At 56.0% G+C, this 23,169-nt stretch carries 21 protein-coding genes; 9 read left to right on the forward strand and 12 right to left on the reverse strand.

Features of this window, described 5'->3' with window-relative positions; all coding sequences use genetic code 11:
* Nucleotides 1-27 precede the first annotated feature (27 nt).
* Entirely contained in the window at nucleotides 28-1,044 is a 1,017-nt protein-coding gene (gene galR / locus VPX56_RS18195) for an HTH-type transcriptional regulator GalR (RefSeq protein ID WP_263610344.1), read from the forward strand.
* Here the strand turns inward: galR and VPX56_RS18200 are convergent.
* From VPX56_RS18200 to VPX56_RS18215, 4 genes are all read right to left on the reverse strand, one after another.
* A complete protein-coding gene (locus VPX56_RS18200) occupies nucleotides 1,005-1,481 on the reverse strand; it encodes a GNAT family N-acetyltransferase (RefSeq protein ID WP_131633657.1) in 477 nt (158 codons plus the stop codon). The two genes, galR and VPX56_RS18200, sit on opposite strands and share 40 nt — an antisense overlap.
* Complete coding sequence (locus VPX56_RS18205) at nucleotides 1,478-2,251, reverse strand: GntR family transcriptional regulator (RefSeq protein WP_131633656.1); 774 nt, start codon at nucleotides 2,249-2,251, stop codon at nucleotides 1,478-1,480. Before VPX56_RS18205 ends, VPX56_RS18200 begins: the two co-directional genes overlap by 4 nt.
* A gap of 76 nt (nucleotides 2,252-2,327) precedes the next feature.
* Entirely contained in the window at nucleotides 2,328-3,755 is a 1,428-nt protein-coding gene (locus VPX56_RS18210) for a glycoside hydrolase family 1 protein (RefSeq protein ID WP_326468129.1), read from the reverse strand.
* A gap of 7 nt (nucleotides 3,756-3,762) precedes the next feature.
* Nucleotides 3,763-5,088, reverse strand: coding sequence for a PTS sugar transporter subunit IIC (locus VPX56_RS18215; RefSeq protein ID WP_326468131.1), 1,326 nt, complete (start codon nucleotides 5,086-5,088; stop codon nucleotides 3,763-3,765).
* 299 nt (nucleotides 5,089-5,387) lie between these two features.
* Here VPX56_RS18215 and VPX56_RS18220 point away from each other — a divergent pair, with 299 nt between their 5' ends.
* Nucleotides 5,388-6,425, forward strand: coding sequence for a LacI family DNA-binding transcriptional regulator (locus VPX56_RS18220; protein ID WP_131633653.1), 1,038 nt, complete (start codon nucleotides 5,388-5,390; stop codon nucleotides 6,423-6,425).
* Here the strand turns inward: VPX56_RS18220 and lysA are convergent.
* Entirely contained in the window at nucleotides 6,395-7,657 is a 1,263-nt protein-coding gene (gene lysA / locus VPX56_RS18225) for a diaminopimelate decarboxylase (RefSeq protein ID WP_326468134.1), read from the reverse strand. The genes VPX56_RS18220 and lysA overlap by 31 nt on opposite strands.
* 123 nt (nucleotides 7,658-7,780) lie before the next feature.
* Here lysA and VPX56_RS18230 point away from each other — a divergent pair, with 123 nt between their 5' ends.
* On the forward strand, nucleotides 7,781-8,707 hold the full coding sequence (locus VPX56_RS18230; protein WP_326468136.1) for a LysR family transcriptional regulator: 927 nt from the start codon (nucleotides 7,781-7,783) through the stop codon (nucleotides 8,705-8,707).
* On the opposite strand, the gene VPX56_RS18235 is transcribed toward VPX56_RS18230, so the two are convergent.
* Entirely contained in the window at nucleotides 8,702-9,394 is a 693-nt protein-coding gene (locus VPX56_RS18235) for an aspartate/glutamate racemase (protein WP_326472107.1), read from the reverse strand. The two genes, VPX56_RS18230 and VPX56_RS18235, sit on opposite strands and share 6 nt — an antisense overlap.
* A 136-nt stretch (nucleotides 9,395-9,530) precedes the next feature.
* Here VPX56_RS18235 and VPX56_RS18240 point away from each other — a divergent pair, with 136 nt between their 5' ends.
* Complete coding sequence (locus VPX56_RS18240; RefSeq protein ID WP_154126085.1) at nucleotides 9,531-9,854, forward strand: cupin domain-containing protein; 324 nt, start codon at nucleotides 9,531-9,533, stop codon at nucleotides 9,852-9,854.
* Nucleotides 9,855-9,888: 34 nt separating this feature from the next.
* On the opposite strand, the gene wzz(fepE) is transcribed toward VPX56_RS18240, so the two are convergent.
* Entirely contained in the window at nucleotides 9,889-11,019 is a 1,131-nt protein-coding gene (wzz(fepE), locus tag VPX56_RS18245) for an LPS O-antigen length regulator Wzz(fepE) (RefSeq protein WP_326468142.1), read from the reverse strand.
* 540 nt (nucleotides 11,020-11,559) lie between these two features.
* Between wzz(fepE) and VPX56_RS18250 the strand changes: the two genes are divergently transcribed.
* Genes VPX56_RS18250 through VPX56_RS18265 form a run of 4 tightly spaced genes read left to right on the forward strand, consistent with a single transcriptional unit; the run spans nucleotide 11,560 to nucleotide 15,785 of the window.
* Nucleotides 11,560-12,450 carry a carbohydrate ABC transporter permease gene (locus VPX56_RS18250; protein ID WP_131633648.1) on the forward strand — a complete coding sequence of 297 codons (891 nt, stop codon included), beginning with the start codon at nucleotides 11,560-11,562 and terminating at the stop codon, nucleotides 12,448-12,450.
* Nucleotides 12,443-13,345, forward strand: a complete 903-nt coding sequence (locus VPX56_RS18255) for a carbohydrate ABC transporter permease (RefSeq protein ID WP_326468144.1) — start codon at nucleotides 12,443-12,445, stop codon at nucleotides 13,343-13,345. Before VPX56_RS18250 ends, VPX56_RS18255 begins: the two co-directional genes overlap by 8 nt.
* A gap of 12 nt (nucleotides 13,346-13,357) precedes the next feature.
* Nucleotides 13,358-14,485 (forward strand): ABC transporter ATP-binding protein, encoded by a 1,128-nt coding sequence (locus tag VPX56_RS18260; protein ID WP_131633646.1) that lies wholly within the window; start codon nucleotides 13,358-13,360, stop codon nucleotides 14,483-14,485.
* Nucleotides 14,486-14,498: 13 nt separating this feature from the next.
* Nucleotides 14,499-15,785 carry an ABC transporter substrate-binding protein gene (locus VPX56_RS18265; protein WP_326468146.1) on the forward strand — a complete coding sequence of 429 codons (1,287 nt, stop codon included), beginning with the start codon at nucleotides 14,499-14,501 and terminating at the stop codon, nucleotides 15,783-15,785.
* An 84-nt stretch (nucleotides 15,786-15,869) separates the two neighbouring features.
* Here VPX56_RS18265 and araE read toward each other — a convergent pair whose 3' ends face one another.
* The 3 genes from araE to kduI form a co-directional block, all read right to left on the reverse strand.
* Complete coding sequence (araE, locus tag VPX56_RS18270) at nucleotides 15,870-17,285, reverse strand: arabinose-proton symporter AraE (protein WP_326468148.1); 1,416 nt, start codon at nucleotides 17,283-17,285, stop codon at nucleotides 15,870-15,872.
* Nucleotides 17,286-17,598: 313 nt separating this feature from the next.
* Entirely contained in the window at nucleotides 17,599-18,360 is a 762-nt protein-coding gene (kduD, locus tag VPX56_RS18275) for a 2-dehydro-3-deoxy-D-gluconate 5-dehydrogenase KduD (RefSeq protein WP_042717044.1), read from the reverse strand.
* Between the two features lie 63 nt (nucleotides 18,361-18,423).
* Complete coding sequence (gene kduI / locus VPX56_RS18280; RefSeq protein ID WP_131633643.1) at nucleotides 18,424-19,260, reverse strand: 5-dehydro-4-deoxy-D-glucuronate isomerase; 837 nt, start codon at nucleotides 19,258-19,260, stop codon at nucleotides 18,424-18,426.
* A gap of 297 nt (nucleotides 19,261-19,557) precedes the next feature.
* On the opposite strand from kduI, the gene VPX56_RS18285 reads away from it, so the two are divergent.
* Nucleotides 19,558-20,733 (forward strand): oligogalacturonate lyase family protein, encoded by a 1,176-nt coding sequence (locus tag VPX56_RS18285; protein ID WP_326468150.1) that lies wholly within the window; start codon nucleotides 19,558-19,560, stop codon nucleotides 20,731-20,733.
* 185 nt (nucleotides 20,734-20,918) lie between these two features.
* Here the strand turns inward: VPX56_RS18285 and VPX56_RS18290 are convergent, their stop codons facing one another.
* Nucleotides 20,919-21,602 carry an oligogalacturonate-specific porin KdgM family protein gene (locus tag VPX56_RS18290; protein ID WP_131633641.1) on the reverse strand — a complete coding sequence of 228 codons (684 nt, stop codon included), beginning with the start codon at nucleotides 21,600-21,602 and terminating at the stop codon, nucleotides 20,919-20,921.
* Nucleotides 21,603-21,917: 315 nt separating this feature from the next.
* Nucleotides 21,918-23,096 carry an acetyl-CoA C-acetyltransferase gene (locus VPX56_RS18295; RefSeq protein ID WP_326468153.1) on the reverse strand — a complete coding sequence of 393 codons (1,179 nt, stop codon included), beginning with the start codon at nucleotides 23,094-23,096 and terminating at the stop codon, nucleotides 21,918-21,920.
* Nucleotides 23,097-23,169 lie beyond the last annotated feature (73 nt).

Raw genomic sequence — 23,169 nt, forward strand, 5'->3', positions numbered from 1 at the left:
ACGCTTACCCCACTAAGAAGGTATTAAATGGCGACAATTAAGGATGTGGCTCGTCTGGCAGGAGTTTCCGTTGCGACCGTCTCACGCGTCATTAACAACTCCCCCAAAGCCAGTGACGCATCGCGCCAGGCAGTGCAAAGCGCCATGGAAAACCTGAATTACCATCCCAACGCCAACGCCCGTGCACTTGCTCAGCAATCTACCGAAACCATCGGGCTAGTGGTGGGCGATGTCTCGGACCCGTTTTTTGGCGCAATGGTTAAGGCGGTTGAACAGGTGTCTTATCACACCGGCAATTTCTTGCTGATCGGCAATGGCTACCACAACCAGCAAAAAGAACGCCAGGCCATCGAACAGCTGATTCGCCATCGCTGCGCTGCGCTGGTTGTCCACGCCAAAATGATCCCTGATGACGAGCTGATTCACCTGATGAAGCAGATCCCCGGGATGGTGATTATTAACCGAATTATCCCCGGCTTTGAAAAACGCTGCGTGGCGCTCGACGACCGCTACGGCGCGTGGCTTGCAACCCGTCACCTGATCCAGCAGGGCCATACCCGCATCGGATACCTCTGCTCGAATCACCCGATTTCAGACGCGGAAGATCGCCTGCAGGGCTATTACGACGCGCTGCGCGAAAACGGTTTGCCGTGCAACGATCGCCTGGTGGCCTACGGTGAGCCAGACGAGAGCGGTGGCGAACAGGCGATGACGGAATTACTCGGACGCGGGCGCAATTTTACCGCAGTGGCCAGCTATAACGACTCGATGGCCGCCGGCGCGATGGGCGTGTTAAACGACAACGGTATTGATGTTCCGGCAGAAATTTCGCTGATTGGGTTCGATGACGTGCTGGTCTCACGCTACGTGCGCCCTCGCCTGACCACCGTGCGTTACCCGATTATCACCATGGCAACGCAGGCAGCGGAGCTGGCGTTAGCGCTGGCGGAACAGCGCCAGCCGCCGGAAATCACGCACCTGTTCAGCCCAACGTTAGTACGCCGTCACTCCGTTACTTCGCCTGCCGAAGCGCAGAGCGAATAACGATAGAGGTGTACTGTTTTATCCGGGTACTCCAGCGCATCGCCAATGTACTGCCAGCCGTAACGTTCGTAGAAGTCGCGGCAGGCAGACCACAGGTGCAGCTCGGTAAACCCGGCCTGCGCGGCATACGCGATAACGTGCTCCTGAAGCTTCCCCGCCAGCCCTTTTCCGCGCGCCGCGTCATCGACGTACAGCGCCGCCAGCCAGGGGTACAGATCCTGACGAGTAATAAGATCGCAGCGCCATAGTCCCACGGTGCCCAGAAGCTGCTCATCCTCAACGGCAATAAAGGTCAGCGGCAATGCGCCTGGCGTCTGGCTGTGATCGATAACGCTGTGGAAAAACTCACGCGGCAGCCCGTCGCCAAAAGCACGCCAGATCCAGTCAATCACCCGATCGGCATACTGCGGCGCGGCGTAGAGCGGCAGAATATTCACACCAGCTTTCCCTGAAAAATCGGAACGGATTCAAAAAGGTAGCCGTCAAAATCTGGCGCATCTTCATCGGATAATTCGAGCAGGCTCTTCTTCACGTTTTCCAGATGCTGGAACATCGCCTGCCAGGCGCCCATCACGTCGCGACGGCGCAGCGCGGCGAGAATGGTTTGGCGGTCGCCCAGCCATTTGAGGCGATACGCCCGGCTGGCAATATGGACGTTGAACTGCTGCCACAGCGGGCTGCTGTCCATGTGATGCCAGACGCTCTCGACCGTCGCCAGCAGCATCTGGTTTTGCGTCGCCCCCGCCAGCACCAGGTGAAACATTTTATTGTTATCCTGGCTGTTGTCGTTGGCGGCAATCGCCCGCTGCTCCTGCTCGATGATGCGGCGCAGGTTGTCGATATCGGCGCGCGTTGCCATTTTGGCGGCAAAGGCGGCGATGTTGCTTTCGAGGAGCTGGCGCGCCTGTAAAATCTCAAACGGGCCCACGTCGCTGTTGAGGAAACGCTCCTCCTCGTTTTCGTGCTCTTCAGGGATGCGCATCACGTAGACGCCGGAGCCCTGGCGGATATCCACCGTGCCCTGCAGCTCCAGCATCAGCAAGGCTTCGCGCACGATGGTGCGGCTTACGCCATAGGTCTCAGCAATGTTGCGCTCCGGCGGCAGGCGCGATCCCACGGGATAATGCCCCTGGATAATTTGCGCCCGTAAATCCTCGCCAATTTCCTGGTACTGTTTTTTTTCCGGCAGGATGACAGCCTTATCCACGTTTTCACCTGTTTTTCAGTTAATGCGCAGGCCGGGCGTCCTCCCGGCCAGTTTGTGCACTATTTTACCAGAAGGCTCACTTCCATTCATCGTCAACGCTGAGGGTAAGCACGCGCTCGTCGCGCAGCCGCCTGAACCAGGAAGCCGATTTTTTTGGCCGCCGGGCGCGATTGTTGTCCAGATCGATTTCAATCAACCCGTAGCGATTTTTAAAGGCGTTCATCGGCGAGACGTTATCCGTGAAGGCCCACAGCATATAGCCGTGGCAGTTTGCCCCCTCCTCCCGCGCCAGCAGCGCGTAGTAGAGGTGTTCACTGATAAAGTCTATGCGGTATGCGTCATCAATAATGCCGTCTCGGTTGCGGAACTGCGCTTCGTTTTCCACGCCCATGCCGCTTTCCGCCACGAACCAGTCGATGTTGCGGTAGTCATTTTTTATCCGCATCGCCATGTCGTAGATGATGCGCGGATAAATTTCCCAGCCGCGGGATCGGTTCATCCGTCGCCCCGGCAGCTCAAACGGCTCGTAGTAGTAGGCCGGGTGGAACGGGGTCTCCGGGTGCCAGGCGCGGGAAGGCGCTTTAACGCGGTGCGGGTAATAGAGGTTGATGCCCAGCTCGTCCACGGTGTTTTCAGCGATCAGCGCCAGCTCCTCCGCCGTGTAATCCCACTCAACCTGATGCTTCTCAAGGAGGGTAAAGAGTTCCTGCGGATAGCGCCCGTGCACCAGCGGATCGAGAAACACGCGGTTATAAAACAGATCGTAAATCTCCGCTGCCCGCACGTCGTGCGGCGCGCGGGAGCGCGGATAGGTCACTTCCGGATTGAGAATACAGCCCACCGAACCGTCATAACCCTTCTCGCGAAACAGCTTCACGACCTTCGCCGTCGCCAGCACCTTATGGTGGTTCCACCGCATCCAGGTGCTGGTGTTCTGCTCGTACGGCCAGCGCAGCGCGTCGAGGTAGACGCGGGTCTGCACCACAATCGGCTCGTTGAAGCTAAACCAGCGGGTGACTTTGCCGTGGAAACGCTCAAAGACCTTTTCCGCATAGCGAACGAACAGCTCAACCACATGCTTCGACGCCCAGCCGCCGTAGGTTTCCAGCAGCGCGCCCGGCAGTTCGTAATGCTCCAGACAGATCATCGGCTCAATGCCCTGACGACGCATTTCGTCGAACAGCGCGTCGTAATAGGCGGCGTATTCTTCATCCACCGTCACGTTTTCATAGTCGGTTAAAAAGCGCGACCAGTTGATAGAGGTGCGGTAGTGCGTCAGCCCCGCCTGCTTCATCAGGGACACATCTTCGCGAAAGCGATTGATAAAATCGGTCGCCACCGCCGGGCCAAAGCCGTTATGCCAGACGTGACGATCGTTCTTGTACCAGAGATCGATCCACGAATCCTGCCCCGGCTTTTTACCGCTCCACCCTTCGGTTTGCCAGGCAGAAGCGGCCGCGCCAAGAATGAAATCCTGCGGTAGGGTTATCTGTTTTATACTCATCGCGTCCTCATGCGTTGTCGGTAGCTTGCTGCAGCGCGGCCTGATCTGCACGGCGTGAAGCAATCTTCACAAACGGCAGATAAATCAGCACCGCCGTCACGATGCAGATCAGCTGGGTGATGACCGCCCCCATTGAACCCGCAGTAGAGAGCCAGGCGTTAATCAGCGGTGGCGTGGTCCACGGCACCATTACCACGGCTTTACCGGCAAAGCCGGTCACGGTGGCGAAATAACCGATTGAACCGGTTACCAGCGGCGTGATGATGAACGGAATGGCGAGGATCGGGTTAAGCATGATTGGCATACCGAAGATCACCGGCTCGTTAATGTTAAACAGCCCCGGGCCGATGGAGAGCTTGGCAATTTCCTTCATCTCCTTGCGTTTGGTGGCAATCATTACCGCAATCAGCAGGCCGATGGTCAGGCCGGAACCTCCGATGCTCATGTACACATCCCAGAACGGCATGGTGATGATATTCGGCACCTCTTTGCCCTGCTCAAAGGCGCTCATGTTAACGGTGATCGCTCCCAGCAGCAGCGGCTCGCGGATCGGCTTGATCATCTGGTTGCCGTGGATACCAATCACCCAGAACAGCTGGGCGACAAACATCAGCAGCAGGATACCCGGCAGGCTCTGCACCACGCGCTCCAGCGGCTGCTGCACCACCTGATAAACCGCGTCGTAAAGATACATGCCGCTAAGCTGGTGGAAAACGAAGCCAAAGGTGGCGATCGCGGTGGTGGTGATAATGGCCGGGATCAGGGCGGAAAACGACGCCGCCACGTTAGGCGGTACGGTATCCGGCATCTTAATCTTCAGCCCCTTGCGGTTTTCCAGCCAGCAGTAAACCTCAACGGAGAGAATGGCGATAAACATGCCGAGGAACAGGCTGCGGGTATCGGAGAACTGGCGCAGCAGCACGTCTTTCACCACGTGCATTTCGCCGTCCACCAGCATTTCCACGGTGGTCGGCGTAACGCAGATAAAGCAGATCACCGCCAGCAGGCCGGGAAACAGGGACTTGATCCCGTTGATGCGCCCCAGCTCCACGCCAATTAAAAATACCGCGCCGATGTTAAGGAAGTTAAGCGTGGCGTAGTTTAGCGCGCTGGTGATCGGCTTTAGCGCGGCGAGAAACGACAGCGAATGGAAGCTCGCCAGCCCGTTTTTCGGGTCCAGCACCATGTTGGAGATCAGTACCGAGAATGCCCCAACGATGATGACCGGCATGAGGGTAATAAAGGCAGACTTGATCGCCATGATGTAGCGATAGCTGTTGAATTTGGTGGCAAAACTGCCCAGAGCGTCGATCAGTTTTTCCTGTAATGCCATAGGGTAATACCTCAGTAAAAGGGCTTTTATTGAATAAGGTGTACAGCCGGATACTATTGGCATACCAAAAATAGCTTCATGATGCGGATTGTTCTGTGATTAAGCTCTCAACGCCGCCAGAGGTATTCCAGATTGCGATTTTTGACCAATTTGGCATACCACTTTCAGCCATTTATTCCGCGCCGTTAGATCGTTGCTGAAAAGCGTGATCCTCATGGGGTTTTGCCCATCCCGCGTCGCTTATGCGCCGTGAGGTCTGTGTTAAACTGCAGACCATAACGGGGAAGCAGGAATTTCGAATGGCAACAATGCTGGATGTCTCACTGCGTGCGGGCGTGTCGAAGGCCACCGTCTCGCGCGTGCTGAACGGCACGGGTCAGGTTAAAGAGAGTACGCGAAAGCAGGTGTTCGCTGCGATGGAAGAGCTGGGCTATCGCCCGAACTTTCTCGCGCGATCGCTCGCCAACCAGACCAGCAACAGCATTGGCCTGGTGGTCTCAACCTTCGACGGTTTTTACTTTGGCCGCCTGCTGCAGCAGGCCTCGCGGCAGACGGAGACGCACGGTAAACAGCTGATCGTCACCGACGGTCACGACGCGCCGGAGCAGGAAGAACAGGCGGTGCAGATGCTGGCCGATCGCAAATGCGACGCCATCGTGCTGTACACCCGCTACATGAGCGAAAAGGCGATCATCAAGCTGATCCACAGCGTGCAAACGCCGCTGGTGGTGATCAACCGTGAAGTCAGCCAGGCGCCGGATCGCTGCGTCTTCTTCGAACAGCAGGATGCCGCCTTCAAAGCGGTGGATTACCTGATAAGCCAGGGACATCGCGAGATCGCCTGCATGACCGTGCCTATCCACACCCCCACCGGCAAAGCGCGCCTGATGGGCTACCGCAAGGCGCTCGAAAAGCACGGCATTCGTCTGGACGAGCGGCGGATTAAGTACGGCGATGCGGGCATGACGCGGGGCTACGAGCTGTGCAAGGAGCTGATTGACGAGAAAGTACCGTTCAGCGCCCTGTTTGCCTGTAACGATGATATGGCATTGGGTGCCTCTAAAGCATTGCACCAGGCCGGGCTTAAGATCCCGCAGGATATTTCGCTGTTTGGCTTTGACGATGCGCCCAGTGCGAAATGGCTGGAGCCTGCGCTATCGTCGGTCTACCTGCCGATCGACAATATGATCGTCACCGCGATCGATCAGGCGATCCGGCTGGCGAAAAACCAGCCGGTCGAAGCAATCCCGCCGTTTACCGGCACGCTGGTCCTGCGCGACTCGGTCACAACGGGGCCGTACTTTACTCAGATGAGTTCTAAAGCCAGCAGCTCCTGAATGGTCTGGCGGCGGCGGATAAGCCGCGCCACGCCGCGATCGAACAGCACTTCCGGCAGCAGCGGGCGGCTGTTGTAGTTGGACGACATAGACGCCCCGTACGCGCCGGTATCGTGCAGCACCAGGTAATCCCCCGGCTTCACTTCAGGCAGCGGGCGCGTTTCGACTTTGCCGCCTTCCTGCTGGGTAAAGACGTCGCCGGATTCACACAGCGGACCGGCAACAACTGTCTCAACGCGCGAAGCCTGCTTTAAATCGCGGCCATCGGCGGCCAGCGCCGTAATGTGGTGATAGCTGCCGTACATGGACGGACGCATCAGGTCGTTAAAGCCTGCGTCAATCAGCACGAAGTGACGGCTGCCCATCTCCTTCACGCTTCGCACCTGCGACACCAGCACGCCCGACTCTGCCACCAGGAAACGGCCCGGCTCAATTTCCAGCTTCACCGGATGACCCAGGTGAGCGGCGATGCTGTCGCGCGCTGCGCTCCACAGGCCGTAATAGTGATCGGTATCGATCGCCTCTTCACCTTCGCGGTAAGGAATAGACAGCCCGCCACCGGCGGAGATCGCCTCCAGATCCTGACCAAACTCGATAACCTGGCGCACCATCGCTCCGCACACCTGCTCAAGGTGACCGTAATCCACGCCGGAACCAATGTGCATATGAATGCCCACCAGCTTCAGATTATAACGCTGCAATACCGCCAGCGCGGCAGGCAGATCGGCATACCAGATGCCGTGCTTGCTGTTCTCTCCGCCGGTGTTGGTCTTCTGGCTGTGGCCGTGACCAAAGCCTGGGTTCACGCGCAGCCAGACGCGATGGCCGGGCGAGACCTGCCCCAGCTGTTCCAGCATATCCACAGAACCGGCATTCACCGGGATCTGCAGCTCGTGGACGCGCGCCAGGGTGGCGTCGTCAATCAGATCGGCAGTAAAGACGATCGCGTCGCTGTCGATTTTTGGATCAAACCCGGCGGCCAGCGCGCGTTCGATTTCGCCCAGCGACACGGAGTCGACTTTTACGCCCTGCTCGCGCATCAGGCGCAGAATATGAATATTGGAGCAGGCCTTCTGGGCAAAACGCACCACGTCAAACTGATGCAGGGCGGCGATCTTCTCGCGAATAATCTGCGCATCGTAGACCCACACCGGGCAGCCAAACTCGGCGGGCAGGCGCAGCAGGTTGTCGGCGTTCAAATCGGTATCCGTCTGGTTCAGCGGGCGTGGCATGGTCTTCTCCGGGTAATCACTGTTTTACCTGATTACGCCACAGCCCGAAGAGAATAAAAAATATCGTTTTATCCTGAGTCTATGCAAAAATGATATGGATTACGTTCAGCCATCAGGTGCCTTATGCCCGCCGTTAACCTCCGCCATATCGAGATTTTTCACGCCGTGATGACCACCGGCAATCTCACCGAAGCCGCGCAGATGCTGCATACCTCGCAGCCGACGGTCAGCCGCGAGCTGGCGCGGTTTGAGAAGGTGCTGGAACTGAAGCTGTTCGAGCGCACGCGAGGCCGACTGCACCCGACGGTTCAGGGCCTGCGTCTGTTCGAAGAGGTACAGCGATCGTGGTACGGGCTGGACAGGATTGTGAGCGCGGCAGAGAGCCTGCGCGAGTTTCGCCAGGGCGAGCTGTCCATCGTCTGCCTGCCCGTTTTTTCCCAGTCGTTCCTGCCCGCGCTGCTGCAGCCTTTTCTGGCCCGCTACCCCGAGGTCAACCTCACCATCGTGCCGCAGGAGTCGCCGCTGCTTGAAGAGTGGCTGTCGGCCCAGCGTCACGATCTGGGTCTGACGGAAACCCTCGCCACGCCTGCCGGCACGGAGCGCACGGAGTTGCTTTCGCTGGACGAAGTTTGCGTGCTGCCCGCCGGTCATCCCCTCGCCAGCAAAGAGGTGCTGACGCCCGCTGATTTCCACGGCGAGAACTACATTAGCCTGTCGCAGACCGACAGCTACCGTCAGCTGCTGGACGCGCTGTTTGCCGAGCATCAGGTGAAGCGGCGGATGGTGGTGGAAACGCATAGCGCGGCGTCAATTTGCGCCATGGTGCGCGCGGGCGTGGGCGTCGCGGTCGTCAATCCCCTCACGGCGCTGGACTATGCCGGAAGCGGGATCGTCATCCGCCGCTTTAGCGTCTCCGTTCCGTTCACCGTGAGCCTGATCCGCCCGCTGCACCGCCCGGCTTCGGCGCTGGTTGACGCTTTCACCGGGCATTTGACGGAGCACGCGCGTCAGGTGGCGCTTCGCTTACCTGACCTACAAAACGCCCTATGAAAGCATAAACTCGACGGCATCGGCGGCGTGAATGGCTGCGGTGTCGAACACCGGGATCGGACTGCGCTCGGCGGGTACAAGCAAACCGATCTCCGTGCAGCCGAAAATGACCCCTTCGGCACCCTGCTGCGCGAGTTTCTCAATTACGCTGGCGTAATACGCGCGGGAAGGTTCGCTGAAGGTGCCGAGGCAAAGCTCATCAAAAATAATCTGATTAATGCGCGCCCGGTCAGCCTCGTCCGGGATCAGGCTCTCAATGCCAAATTCGCTGTGCAAACGGCCACGATAGAAGTCCTGCTCCATGGTATAGCGCGTACCCAACAGTGCCACGCGCGTCATCCCGGATGCGGCAATCGCCCGCCCGGTGGCATCCGCAATATGCAGGAACGGCAGCGAACACCGTCCTTCAATATGCGCCGCAACCTTGTGCATGGTATTGGTACACAGCAGGATGCCCTTTGCGCCCGCCCGCTCCAGCCCCAGCGCCGCCTCCGCCAGAATCTCCCCGGCCTTATCCCATTCCCCGCTCGACTGGCAGGCTTCGATTTCATGGAAATCCACGCTGTGCAGCAGCAGGCTAGCGGAATGCAGGCCGCCCAGACGCTGCTTCACGCCCTCGTTAATCAGACGGTAATAGGGAATTGTTGACTCCCAGCTCATCCCGCCCAGCAGGCCGATTGTTTTCATCATTCCTCCTTATAGGTTTATCCCAGTGAAGCAAACTTGTGATCCTGTTTCCAGTTCTTTGTCACGTCGTTTCTTTTTAAATCGGAGTGATATAAATTAAATGAAACAATGTTTCACATCATAACAAGGCGGAGATATGTTTATTTTCCACAAAGAGACGACGCTTGAGGATCTGGGCAATGGCGTGACGCGTCGCATTCTGGCGCACGACGGCAAGATGATGGCGGTTGAGGTCAACTTTGAACAGGGGGCGATCGGCCCAATGCACAACCACCCGCACGAGCAGCTCACCTATGTGCTCTCCGGCGAGTTCGAGTTCACCATCGGTGAAGAGAAGCATGTGGTAACGGCGGGCGATACGCTCTACAAGGAGCCGCACGTGATGCACGGCTGCGTGTGCCTCAAGCCTGGCACACTTCTGGATACCTTTACCCCGGTACGCGAAGACTTCCTGAAATAAAAAAGGGCGCTGTTATCAGCGCCCTTCTTCATGATTAGATTTGTTCCGCTATCGGCTCCGGCAGCGGATTACGGGCGAGCATCGCCTCGCGCAGCAGCACGCTACCGCACGCGAGCAACCCACCCAGAACACCCGCCAGGATCACAATCAGGCCTTTGCCCGGCCCCTCCTTTTTCACCGGCATGGATGGCGAAAGCTGATACTTAAAGGGCTCAAGCTTGACGTCCTCAACGGATAATTTTTTCAACTGCGCCAGATAATATTCACGGTTCTGGAAGTCGGCGTTCAGCTCTGCAACATCTTTCATGTTTTTCTCGATCTGCAGCTTCTGTGAAATACCGTCAGCGCCTAGCGCCACCGAATAATCCGGATCGTCCTTAACCGCCTGACCGTTACTGTAGACCGGCTTCTTAATACCCGCCGCGTTGGCGACCTCAAGCGAATAGTTAAGACGCTGCAGGTTGGTGTTGTGAATATTGGTCAAACGCACGCGATCCAGCTCCAGCTGCTGCTGCACCACCTTGGTTTTCAGGGCGATCTGGTTACGAATATTCTCCATCGTCTCCAGCTCAACGATGCGAGAGATATAGTCGATGTAGCCATCAAGCACCGTCTGGGCATCTTCGGCGGTCGGCGCGGTGAAGCTTAACGTCCACGAGGTAAAAGGCGCTTTATCGGCGTCTTTTACCTGCGTGTCATTTTTCGCTTTCATGTTTTCAGAGACGCCCACCACCGCACGGTGCAGCTCCTGCGGATCGACCTGTGTGCCCTCGAGCTGAGACATCACGTACGGCGAGCTCTTCATATACTCTTCAAGCAGGGTCTGTGACTGAAACTTTTTGATAAACAGGTTGAATACGTCCGGGCGGGAAATTTTTACGTCCACGTCCAGCACCTGCAGCGTAACCATCATCTGGCGTAACGGGTTCCACTGCGTCTGCTCTGCCGGGGTAATCACGGCCTTGCTGGTCCATTTTTGCGGCAGTAAAAATGCTATCGCCAGGCCAATCAAAGCGAAGGCAAACGCAATGGTAATGATGCGTTTTTTCGCTGCAAGAAGGATATCTAACAATCCCAGAAGGTCGATCTCTTTAGCACTGACGGCCGGGGTAGTGTAGTGGGGAAAATCGAGGTCCGTGTTTTTTTTGAAATCCATAGCTGACATAAACGTTCTTCTTTTAGGGGATGCAGTAAATTTCTGCCTGTGTGATTCCGTTGATCCGATGATACAAGAAAGTAAGAATTATCTGAATGCCAGATTGCTCCATCTGTAGACCGACTATCAGAATTAGTAGTTAGCTATCAAAGCGTATTGTTGTTACTCATCATCTGCTTACCTTTCCTCTTATCCGTCCGCTCTTATTTGAACGCCCGAAATAAGGCAAAAATGCCACCTCCCTCACCTTATTGAAACGCCGTTTCGACCTCGATCACATTTCCATCATTAAGCGAATGACGCAGAAACAAATAGCAATAAAATAAAATAAAACGATGTTTTAGTATTCAAGAACGCTGGTTCGCCTGGTTTGAAACTCAAACCGCGCCTAACAGCGACAATCACAGAAAAACGTTATAAAACAATTTGTAATGGATTTAACGTCATACGCACGGCCCTGAATATTCCCTCTCATGCTGGCGTTTCGTGCATGAGAAAACGTAACAAAAGCAGATTCCGTTTTAACCATTGATCGCCAGGTAGGTATGTATGAATGAAAACAAGCTGCTGGGGTTAGCGTGGATATCGCCCTACATAATTGGGCTGATACTCTTCACGGCTTTCCCCTTCGTCTCATCGTTTTTCCTCAGCTTTACGGATTACGATTTGATGAGTCCGCCGGTGTTTAACGGCATCGAAAACTATCGCTACATGTTTACCGAAGACACGCTCTTCTGGAAATCCATGGGCGTTACCTTTGCCTACGTATTTTTGACCATTCCGTTAAAGCTCGCCTTCGCATTAGGGATTGCGTTTGTTCTGAACTTTAAATTACGCGGCATCGGATTCTTCCGTACGGCCTACTATATTCCGTCCATCCTCGGCAGCTCCGTCGCCATTGCCGTACTGTGGCGCGCGCTGTTTGCCATTGATGGCCTGCTGAACAGCTTTATCGGCGTGTTTGGCTTTGACCCGGTGAACTGGCTTGGCGAACCTTCGCTGGCGCTGATGTCCGTGACCCTGCTGCGCGTCTGGCAGTTTGGTTCTGCGATGGTGATCTTCCTGGCGGCGCTGCAAAACGTTCCGCAATCGCAGTACGAAGCGGCGATGATCGACGGCGCATCCAAATGGCAGATGTTCACGAAAGTGACCGTACCGCTGATTACGCCGGTGATCTTCTTTAACTTCATCATGCAGACTACCCAGGCGTTCCAGGAATTTACCGGGCCGTACGTAATTACCGGCGGCGGGCCAACCTATTCGACCTACCTGTTCTCGCTCTACATCTACGACACCGCGTTCAAATACTTCGATATGGGCTACGGCGCCGCGCTGGCGTGGATCCTGTTCCTGGTGGTCGCCGTCTTTGCCGGTATCGCCTTTAAGTCGTCGAAATACTGGGTCTTCTACTCCGCCGATAAAGGAGGCAAAAATGGCTGATATCCAACAACTCTCCACGGCAAGAAGCGTTGCCGAGCGCGAAGTGGCGCGCACGCTGCGCAGAGAGAAAATCAACGCCAGCATTCGCTATGTGATCCTGCTGTTTGTCGGCCTGCTGATGCTCTACCCGCTGGTGTGGATGTTCTCGGCGTCGTTCAAACCGAACCACGAGATCTTCACCACCCTCAGCCTGTGGCCCGCACACGCCACCTGGGACGGCTTCGTGAACGGCTGGAAAACCGGGACCGAGTACAACTTCGGTCACTACATGCTGAACACGTTCAAGTATGTGATCCCGAAAGTGATCCTGACCATTATCTCCTCCACCATCGTGGCGTACGGCTTTGCCCGCTTCGAGATCCCGTGGAAGAAATTCTGGTTCGCCACGCTCATCACCACCATGCTGCTGCCCAGCACCGTGCTGCTGATCCCGCAGTACCTGATGTTCCGTGAAATGGGCATGCTCAACAGCTACATGCCGCTGTATCTGCCGCTGGCCTTCGCCACGCAGGGGTTCTTCGTCTTCATGCTGATCCAGTTCCTGCGCGGGGTACCGCGTGACATGGAGGAAGCGGCGCAAATTGACGGCTGTAACTCCTTCCAGGTGCTGTGGTACGTGGTGGTGCCGATCCTGAAGCCGGCCATTATCTCCGTCGCCCTGTTCCAGTTCATGTGGTCAATGAACGACTTTATCGGGCCGCTGATTTACGTCTACAGCGTGGACAAATACCCGATTGCACTGGCTCTGAAAATGTCCATCGACGTCACCGAGGGTGCGCCGTGGAACGAAATTCTGGCAATGGCGAGCATCTCCATTCTGCCATCCATCATTGTCTTCTTCCTGGCACAGCGCTACTTCGTACAGGGCGTTACCAGCAGCGGAATTAAAGGTTAAGAGGGAAATATCATGGCTGAAGTTATCTTCAACAAACTGGAAAAGGTTTACTCCAACGGCTTCAAAGCGGTACATGCTATCGACCTTTCCATCTCCGAAGGGGAATTCATGGTGATCGTCGGGCCGTCCGGCTGCGCCAAATCCACCACCCTGCGCATGCTGGCCGGGCTGGAAACCATCAGCGGCGGCGAAGTGCGTATCGGCAATAAGATCGTGAACAACCTCGCGCCGAAGGAGCGCGGGATTGCGATGGTGTTCCAGAACTATGCGCTCTATCCGCACATGACGGTGCGCGAGAACCTGGCCTTCGGCCTGAAGCTGAGCAAGCTGCCGAAAGATCAGATTGAAGCCCAGGTGAATGAAGCCGCCAAAATCCTGGAGCTGGAGGAGCTGCTCGACCGCCTGCCGCGCCAGCTTTCCGGCGGCCAGGCGCAGCGCGTGGCGGTAGGCCGCGCGATTGTGAAAAAGCCGGACGTGTTCCTGTTCGACGAGCCGCTATCCAACCTCGACGCCAAGCTGCGCGCCTCAATGCGTATCCGTATTTCGGACCTGCACAAGCAGCTGAAGCAATCCGGTAAACCGGCGACCACCGTGTACGTCACCCACGACCAGACCGAAGCAATGACCATGGGCGACCGTATCTGCGTGATGAAGCTCGGCCACATCATGCAGGTTGATACGCCAGATAACCTCTACCACAAGCCGAAGAACATGTTCGTGGCGGGCTTTATCGGCGCGCCGGAGATGAACATTCGCAAGTGCCAGCTGGTGGACAACGCGGGGCAGCTGCATATCGCCATTGGCAATGAAACCATGCCGCTAAACGCCGAGAAGCAGGAGAAAGTGTCTGCCTGGGCCGGTCAGGAGGTCTTCTACGGCGTGCGCCCGGAGTTCGTGTCGCTCTCTGACGAGCCGTTCCAGGACGGCGGCTGCAGCGGCGAGATGGTGCGCGTCGAGAACATGGGCCACGAATTCTTTGTGTACCTGAAAGTTGCGGACTATGAACTGACCGCCCGAATTCCTTCCGATGAAGCTAAGCCAATGATCGATAAAGGCCTTCACCGCAAGGTGTACTTCACGTTTGATATGAATAAGTGTCATATTTTTGACGCAAAAACCGAGCAGAACCTCTCTCTCTGATGGAGTTATAAAAATGAAAAAAGTGCTTTTAAGCGCAGCAATTTCCGCTACCCTGGGCCTTACCGCTTTGCCATCGATGGCGCAAGATGTTGATTTACGTATGTCCTGGTGGGGCGGCAACGGTCGTCACCAGGTCACGCTGAAGGCGTTGGAAGAGTTCCATAAACAGAACCCGGACATCAACGTGAAGGCAGAGTACACCGGCTGGGACGGCCATCTCTCCCGCCTGACCACCCAGATCGCGGGCGGCACCGAGCCGGACGTGATGCAGACTAACTGGAACTGGCTGCCGATCTTCTCCAAAACCGGCGACGGCTTTTACGATCTGAACAAGATGAAGGACGTCATCGACCTGACGCAGTTCGATCCAAAAGAGCTGCAGTCCACCACCGTGAACGGCAAGCTGAGCGGCATTCCGATCTCCGTGACCGCGCGCGTATTCTACTTCAACGACGAGACCTGGAAAAAAGCGGGCGTTGAATATCCGAAAACCTGGGACGAGCTGATGGCGGCGGGCAAGACGTTCGAGACCAAGCTTGGCAAGCAGTACTACCCGGTCGTGCTGGAGCATCAGGACACGCTGGCGCTGCTGAACTCGTACATGATCCAGAAGTACAACATTCCTGCCGTGGACGAGAAAACCAAAAAATTCAGCTACAGCAAAGAGCAGTGGGTAGAGTTCTTCCAGACCTACAAAAAGCTGGTGGATAGCCACGTGATGCCGGATACCAAATACTATGCGTCGTTTGGCAAGAGCAACATGTACGAGATGAAGCCGTGGATCCAGGGCGAATGGGGCGGCACCTACATGTGGAACTCCACCATCAATAAGTATTCCGACAACCTGAAGCCACCGGCGAAGCTGGCGCTGGGCAGCTACCCTATGCTGCCGGGCGCCACCGATGCGGGCCTGTTCTTTAAGCCTGCGCAGATGCTGTCGATTGGTAAATCCACCAAAAACCCGGAAGCGGCGGCGAAGCTGATTAACTTCCTGCTGAACAGCAAAGAGGGTGTGGATACGCTGGGCCTGGAGCGCGGCGTACCGCTGAGCAAAGCGGCGGTGCAGTTCCTGACCGAAGACGGCACCATCAAAGAGAGCGATCCTTCCGTAGCAGGCCTGCGCCTGGCGCAGTCGCTGCCTGCGAAACTGTCCGTGTCGCCATACTTTGACGATCCGCAGATTGTGGCCCAGTTCGGTACGTCTCTGCAGTATATCGACTACGGCCAGAAAACCGTGGAAGAGACGGCGGCTGACTTCCAGCGTCAGGCGGAGCGTATTTTGAGACGCGCGATGCGGTAAAAACCAAGCCGGGTGGCGGCTTCGCCTTACCCGGCCTACTCGATCCCGTAGGCCCGGTAAGCGTAGCGCCACCGGGCGATAAAATCACACGCCGATGTTCCGCAATTTCTCCCCGGCCATCAGCTTGCGTTCAATATGCTCCAGCGTCACGCCTTTTGTTTCAGGGATCAGCCAGAACGTCACGCCAATAAACGCCACGTTCAGCACCGTATAGAGCCAGAAGGTGCCGGCTGCACCAATCGAATCCAGCAGCGTCAGGAAGGTCGCACCGATGATCATGTTCGACACCCAGTTGGTGGTGGTGGAGCAGGTAATACCAAAGTCACGGCACTTCAGCGGCTGAATTTCAGAACACAGGATCCACACCACCGGCGCGGCGCTCATTGCGTAACCGGCGATGCACATCATGGTCATGCCAACGGAGAGCCACGACAGCCCGCTGGACGCGGTGCCGTTATCAAACTGCATCAGGCAGTAGCCGAGGATCAGCGTGCCGATCGCCATCACGCTAAAACCAATCTTCAGCGCCGGTTTACGCCCGGCTTTGTCCACCGTAAATACCGCAATGAAAGTGGCGAACATAAAGGTCAGCCCGACAACCAGCGTCGCAATCATCTGCTGTTCGGTGGTGGTGAACCCTGCCATTTTGAAGATGCGCGGGGCGTAATACATGATGATGTTCATGCCGGTGAACTGCTGCATCGCCTGCAGCAGCATGCCGAGAAACACCGCCCTGCGTACGTTGCGGTTGACCTTAAACAGCGCCCAGCCGCCCTGCTTGAGCTTCAGGCTTTCGCGGATCTCGTTCAGCTCCTCACGCGCTTTTTCCGAGGTATCGCGCAGCATGCGCAACACCTCTTCCGCCTCCACGTGGCGCCCCTTTTGCGCCAGCCAGCGCGGGCTGTTCGGCAGGAAAATCACCAGCACGATCAGCAGCAGCGCGGGCAGCGCCAGCACGCCGAGCATCGCGCGCCAGTTACCGCTGTAGCTGAAATAGGTATCAGACAGAAACGCCAGCACGATGCCGAGCGTCACCATCAGCTGATACATGCTGATCATCTTCCCGCGCACGTTCTCGCTCGCCATCTCGGAGAGGTACAGCGGCGCGGTGTAGGAGGCAATCCCCACCGCCACGCCCAGCAGCACGCGGGAGAGCAGCAGCACCTCTACGTTTGTTGCAAACGCGGAGCCGATCGAGCCCGCAACGAACAGGATCGCCCCGACCATCAGGCTGTATTTGCGGCCAAGACGGAACGACAGCCAGCCGTTGAACAGCGCGCCGATGGCCGCGCCGAGCATCATGCTGCTCACCACCCACTCCTGCAGACGGTTACTGAGGGTAAAGTGATCGGTAATAAACGGCAGCGCACCGGCAATCACGCCGATATCCAGGCCAAACAGCAAACCCGCCACGGCAGCCGCAATAGAGACAAACTGATTCATGCGCCGGGTATCACGCAGCGCAGCGGGCATAAGGGTAGAGTCATTTATAGATGTCATATTTTTCCTGCCTCAACAGCAAAATTCGTTAACTGAAATTACGAGAAAGTGAGGAAAAGTGTCAGGCGGGAAATCGCGAAGTTATGGATTATTTCGCTGCGGCATACCGTTCTGTGATGGACATTACAATTTCAACGCGTGGCGAATAATCACGTATCTTTACTAATTAGTTAATATTTAAGCAATAAAAGTGTGATTACCGTCATTTATGATTTTTCAGTATGGATTTTTCATCTTTATCGATATGGACTAAGCCAATTTTTGCGCAAAAAAAACCTCCGCCCATGGGCAGAGGTTATTGATACAGGCGGAATTAACGCGCCAGCCAGCCGCCGTCGACGGCCACGGTGTAGCCGTTGATGTAATCCGATGCCGGGGAGGCCAGGAAGACAATCGGCCCCATCAGATCGCTCGGCAGACCCCAGCGCCCCGCAGGGATGCGCTCCAGGATCGCCGCGCTACGCTCTTCATCAGCGCGCAGCTGCTGGGTGTTGTTGGTCGCCATATAGCCCGGCGCAATCGCGTTGACGTTGATGTTGTGCTGCGCCCACTCGTTTGCCAGCAGACGGGTTACGCCCATCACCGCGCTTTTCGACGCGGTATAAGACGGCACGCGGATGCCGCCCTGGAAGGAGAGCATGGAGGCGATGTTGATGATCTTGCCGCCTTTACCCTGCGCGATGAAGTGCTTCGCCGCCGCCTGAGACATAAAGAACACGCTCTTGATGTTCAGGTTCATCACGTCGTCCCAGTCGCGCTCGCTGAAGTTAATCGCATCTTCGCGACGGATCAGGCCCGCGTTGTTCACCAGGATATCGATGTGGCCGAACTCCGCCACGGCACGATCCAGCAGCTCAGGGATCGCATCGATTTTACGCAGGTCAGCCGTCAGGCTCAGAAATCGGCGGCCCAGCGCGGTGACGCGCTCGATGGTTTCCGTTGGCTCAACGATGTTGATACCGACGATGTCACAGCCCGCTTCCGCCAGGCCTAACGCCATGCCCTGGCCCAGACCGGTGTCACACCCGGAAACCACGGCCACTTTACCCTGCAGAGAAAATGCATCCAGAATCATGTTTGTTCCTTACTCTTTCAGCGCCTGTCACGAACAGGCAGGTTTATGCTTAACTGCCCGCGACTAGCGCAGATCTTTAACAGCGACGTGGTCCATGTCATCAAAGACCTGGTTCTCGCCCACCATACCCCAGATAAAGGTATAGGCTTTCGTTCCCACGCCTGAGTGAATGGACCAGCTTGGAGAAATCACCGCCTGCTCGTTATGCATCACGATATGGCGCGTTTCCTGCGGCTGCCCCATCATGTGGAACACGCAGGCATCTTCATCCATGTTGAAGTAGAAATAGACTTCCATGCGGCGCTCGTGGGTGTGGCACGGCATGGTGTTCCACAGGTTGCCCGGCGCAAGCTCGGTCAGCCCCATGCTGAGCTGGCAGGTTTCCAGCACGTCCGGAACAAAGTATTTGTTGATGGTGCGGCGGTTGCTGGTGAGGTTATCCCCCAGCGTGACCGGCGCAACGTCTGCAGGGGTCACTTTTTTGGTTGGATAGGTGGTGTGTGCCGGTGCGCAGTTATAGTAAAACTTCGCCGGTTTAGCGCTGTCGATACTGGCAAAGACCACCTCTTTCGCCCCTTTACCGACGTACAGCGCGTCGCGGTGGCCTATCTCATAGCACTGACCGTCGACGGTGACGGTGCCCGGCCCGCCGATATTAATCACGCCCAGCTCGCGGCGTTCCAGGAAATAGCTCACGCCCAGCTGTTTACCCACCTCGCCGCCCACGGAGACGGTTTTCGCCACGGGCATAATGCCGCCGACAATAATGCGGTCAATGTGGCTGTAGACCATGGTGTACTTGTCGGCCTCGAACACCTGTTCAACCAGGAATTCATTGCGCAGGCCCTGGGTATCCAGCGTCTTAGCATGTGCACTGTGGATGCTTTGTCTGATGTCCACGTAAACCTCCAGAATTGATCGTGCCCAAAGGCAAAGATAATTAACGAAACGGCGTTCCGTTTTATTGATGAGCACATAGTATCCGCAGAGATTGGGCATTTCAATTGCATTTAAAACGTTGTTTCACTTTTTCTGCATCTTAATGCCGAAAATGATGTTTCGATCACGATAATGCCCTGCCGCCATAATTCACATCAATGATTCTTACGAATTGCGTCTTAAGTCACACATATTGAAACGACGTTTTGATATTTTGATACCCAGTTTTTAACTTATCTTTCCTACAAGGAGCGCACTATGGCTAAAGGTATGCGGGTCAAGCTGAACTACGAGGTCAGCCGCGATCCGGATACAGGCGTGGAAGTGACCCGCCTGACCCCCCCGGAAGTAACCTGTCATCGCAACTACTTTTACCAGAAGTGCTTCTTTAACGACGGCAGCCATCTGCTGTTCGCGGGGGAGTTCGACGGCCACTGGAACTACTACCTGCTGGATCTGAAAAAGGCCGAAGCGGTACAGCTGACGGAAGGCGCGGGCGATAACACCTTTGGCGGCTTCCTCTCGCCGGATGATGCCTCCTTCTACTACGTGAAGAACGATCGCACCCTGCTGGAGGTGGATCTGCAGACGCTGGTAGAGCGCGAAGTCTATCGCGTCTCTGATGAGTGGGTCGGCTATGGCACCTGGGTTGCAAACAGCGACTGCACCAAACTGGTCGGCATTGAAATTGCCAAACGGGACTGGACGCCGCTGAATGACTGGAAGATTTTCCACGACTTTTTCCATAAAGGGCCGCACTGCCGCCTCCTGCGCGTCGATCTGAAAACCGGCGCAAGCTCCACCATCCATGAAGAAAAGAACTGGCTTGGGCATCCGATTTACCGTCCGTTTGATGACAGTACGGTCGCGTTTTGCCACGAAGGCCCGCACGATCTGGTTGACGCCCGCATGTGGCTGGTCAATGAAGACGGGAGCAACGTGCGCAAAGTAAAAGAGCACGCCGCAGGTGAAAGCTGCACGCATGAATTCTGGGTGCCAAACGGTTCTGCCCTGGTCTATGTTTCCTATCTAAAAGGCCAGCAGGGCCGCACCATCTACAGCTTTAACCCGGACACGGGCGTTAACGAGGCGGTGATGCAGATGCCTTCCTGTTCGCACCTGATGAGTAACTTCGACGGCACGCTGCTGGTGGGCGACGGTTCCGGCACGCCGGTCGACGTTAAAGACACCAGCGGCTATACCATCGATAACGATCCGTACCTGTATGCCTTTGACGTGGCGAAGAAAGCGTACTTCCGCATCGCCCGTCACGATACCTCCTGGGCGACGGTGGCTAACAGCCGCCAGGTCACCCATCCGCATCCCTCCTTTACCCCGGATGATAAGGCGGTGCTGTACAGTTCCGATAAAGACGGCAAGCCGGCGCTCTATATCGCGAAACTTCCCGAGCAACCTGAAATGTTGCAAGCATGATTTGAGTTAGTGTTTCTGTAACTGGCCTTGCCCTCCCCTGCGGAGGGCTTTTTTTTGGGCCTGGTGCGCGCGTTTTGCCCGGTGGCGCTAACGCTTACCGGGCCTACAGAGTGAAATGGGAGGGATCAAAGTAGGCCGGGTCAGCGCAGCGCCACCCGGCGGTTTTTAGAAAAGGAGCAGGACAATCAGAAGGAATACGCCACGCCTAAACGGAAGCGGGTCTGGCGTTCGTCGGTCTCTTTCACGCCTACGTTACCCACTTCAACATACGGCGCCCAGTTTTTATCCCATTTATAGGCCAGCTTGGCGTTATATTCGTTGGAATAGTCTTTGTTGTTATTTCGAATCATACCCTCAGAGCTTTTCGCATAAACATAGTTAAGCTCGGTACGCCAGTCGCCTAATACCCAACCCACCCAGGCATCACCGCGGTTTACTTTATCATCTTCTTTATTTGAGCTTGACGGATAGCGGGTATATTCATAGCGGTAACGTGCCGCCACGTAGAAGCCACTATCAAAACTATATTGCAAATGCAAATTCGGTTTATAAATGGTGCGGCTATCATTACTTTCAATCGTAAAAGCAGGCGTCAGCGCAATATTGTCAGTGGCTTTCCAGCGCCAGCTAATTTGATCTTCGTGGCCGTTACCCACGACGTCCGCAAACGGCTGATCGGCTTTGTCGCCGCCAGATTTCCACTTCGCTTCGACGGAAAAACCTAAGCCATTTGCAAAGCGGTGCGAGACGGAGACGCGGTCGGCGTTCGAGCCGCTGTCAATGTATTCATGACGCAGATCGACGGTAACAGCATTAGCCGCGAAGGACGCACCAATAAGGGAAGCAAGGACCAGAGATTTATTAAACATGAAAAAACCCTCAATTAAAATAACGTTTCGTTTTTATGAAACTGAAGTTTATTTTTTAAATAACGCTATTTTAGTGACCGGGATCGTAATTATTTGTTTCACTTTTTTTGGCAAAGATGGACGTGAACTTCATCAACAAAAAGGGGAACTTAAGATTAAATTTCCGGAGAGAGATCACAGTCTGATGCTAGCGTTGCGAATAATTCAGCACGCAATTATTCAATTCCGCGTGAGAATAAACTGATAAGGGTAAATTTGCCGTTCTGAATGTAAAAAAAAACCTCCCAAAGGGAGGTTCTTCACGGTGACAAGGCGTTATCGCTCAATCGCCAGCGCAACCCCTTGTCCGCCGCCAATACAAAGCGTGGCGATGCCTTTACGGGCGTTTCGCTTTTTCATTTCGTGGACCAGCGATACCAGAATCCGGCAGCCGGACGCGCCGATAGGATGGCCGAGCGCAATCGCCCCGCCGTTAACGTTTACCCGCTGCGGGTCCCATTCCAGCATTTTTCCCACCGAGATGGCCTGCGCTGCGAAGGCTTCGTTCACTTCAATCAGATCCACATCAGAGAGCTGCCAGCCGGCGCGTTCAAGACAGCGGCGCGTGGCGTATACCGGCGCGATCCCCATAAAGGCAGGATCGACCCCCACGCTGGCGAAGGCTTTGATACGCGCCAGCACGGGGAGATCAAGTTCAAGCGCTTTGCTTTCGCTCATCATCATCACGGCAGCCGCACCGTCATTGATGGAAGAGGCGTTTCCCGCCGTGACGGAACCGAGCGTTTCAAACGCCGGATTGAGCTTTGCCAGCCCTTCTGCACTGGTATCGGTGCGCGGCTGTTCATCGGTATCCACCATCACGGTGTCGCCGTTCTGGCGCTGTGTGCTGACCGGAACGATCTCGTCACGAAAGCGTCCGGCGTCTATCGCGGCGCGGGCTTTTTGCTGCGAGCTGAGCGCCCAGGCGTCCTGAAGCTCGCGGCTGATGCCGTATTCACGCGCCAGGTTTTCCGCCGTCACGCCCATGTGGTAATCATTGAAGGCGTCCCACAGGCCGTCGTGCACCAGGCTGTCGAGCAGCTGGCTGTTGCCCAGCTGTGCGCCGGTGCGGCTGTCGGTGAGTACGTGCGGGGCGCGGCTCATGTTCTCCTGACCGCCAGCGATGACCACGTCCGCCTCGCCACACTGGATGGCCTGGGTGGCAAGATGCAGCGCTTTTAAGCCGGAGCCGCAGACGTCGTTAATGGTGATCGCGGATACGGTGTTAGGCAGACCGCCTTTCAGGGCAGCCTGGCGGGCAGGGTTTTGCCCGGCTCCCGCCGTCAGAACCTGGCCGAGGATCACCTCATCAATTTCATGTGCTGCGATCCCGCTGCGCTCCACCAGCGCTTTCACCACTACGCTGCCCAGATCAACAGCCGAGTGGCGCGCAAGTGCCCCCTGAAAACAGCCGATAGCTGTACGCAACGCACCCACTATGACGACATCTTTCATCACGACCTCAGTGTTAAATGACCTGACGATAGTAGATTATTGTTATCAACAATTATCGTAATTGTTTAAAAAT

The sequence above is a fragment of the Enterobacter wuhouensis genome (assembly GCF_035835995.1).
In the GTDB taxonomy this organism is placed as follows: domain Bacteria; phylum Pseudomonadota; class Gammaproteobacteria; order Enterobacterales; family Enterobacteriaceae; genus Enterobacter; species Enterobacter wuhouensis.

Bases quoted from the DNA above. Each gene is read 5' to 3' on its own strand.
- galR (WP_263610344.1), top strand. From the start codon at position 28: ATGGCGACAATTAAGGATGTGGCTCGTCTGGCAGGAGTTTCCGTTGCG.
- VPX56_RS18210 (WP_326468129.1), bottom strand. From the start codon at position 3,755: ATGAGTATAAAACAGATAACCCTACCGCAGGATTTCATTCTTGGCGCG.
- VPX56_RS18215 (WP_326468131.1), bottom strand. From the start codon at position 5,088: ATGGCATTACAGGAAAAACTGATCGACGCTCTGGGCAGTTTTGCCACC.
- VPX56_RS18220 (WP_131633653.1), top strand. From the start codon at position 5,388: ATGGCAACAATGCTGGATGTCTCACTGCGTGCGGGCGTGTCGAAGGCC.
- lysA (WP_326468134.1), bottom strand. From the start codon at position 7,657: ATGCCACGCCCGCTGAACCAGACGGATACCGATTTGAACGCCGACAAC.
- VPX56_RS18230 (WP_326468136.1), top strand. From the start codon at position 7,781: ATGCCCGCCGTTAACCTCCGCCATATCGAGATTTTTCACGCCGTGATG.
- VPX56_RS18235 (WP_326472107.1), bottom strand. From the start codon at position 9,394: ATGAAAACAATCGGCCTGCTGGGCGGGATGAGCTGGGAGTCAACAATT.
- VPX56_RS18240 (WP_154126085.1), top strand. From the start codon at position 9,531: ATGTTTATTTTCCACAAAGAGACGACGCTTGAGGATCTGGGCAATGGC.
- VPX56_RS18250 (WP_131633648.1), top strand. From the start codon at position 11,560: ATGAATGAAAACAAGCTGCTGGGGTTAGCGTGGATATCGCCCTACATA.
- VPX56_RS18255 (WP_326468144.1), top strand. From the start codon at position 12,443: ATGGCTGATATCCAACAACTCTCCACGGCAAGAAGCGTTGCCGAGCGC.
- VPX56_RS18260 (WP_131633646.1), top strand. From the start codon at position 13,358: ATGGCTGAAGTTATCTTCAACAAACTGGAAAAGGTTTACTCCAACGGC.
- VPX56_RS18265 (WP_326468146.1), top strand. From the start codon at position 14,499: ATGAAAAAAGTGCTTTTAAGCGCAGCAATTTCCGCTACCCTGGGCCTT.
- araE (WP_326468148.1), bottom strand. From the start codon at position 17,285: ATGACATCTATAAATGACTCTACCCTTATGCCCGCTGCGCTGCGTGAT.
- kduD (WP_042717044.1), bottom strand. From the start codon at position 18,360: ATGATTCTGGATGCATTTTCTCTGCAGGGTAAAGTGGCCGTGGTTTCC.
- VPX56_RS18285 (WP_326468150.1), top strand. From the start codon at position 19,558: ATGGCTAAAGGTATGCGGGTCAAGCTGAACTACGAGGTCAGCCGCGAT.
- VPX56_RS18290 (WP_131633641.1), bottom strand. From the start codon at position 21,602: ATGTTTAATAAATCTCTGGTCCTTGCTTCCCTTATTGGTGCGTCCTTC.
- VPX56_RS18295 (WP_326468153.1), bottom strand. From the start codon at position 23,096: ATGAAAGATGTCGTCATAGTGGGTGCGTTGCGTACAGCTATCGGCTGT.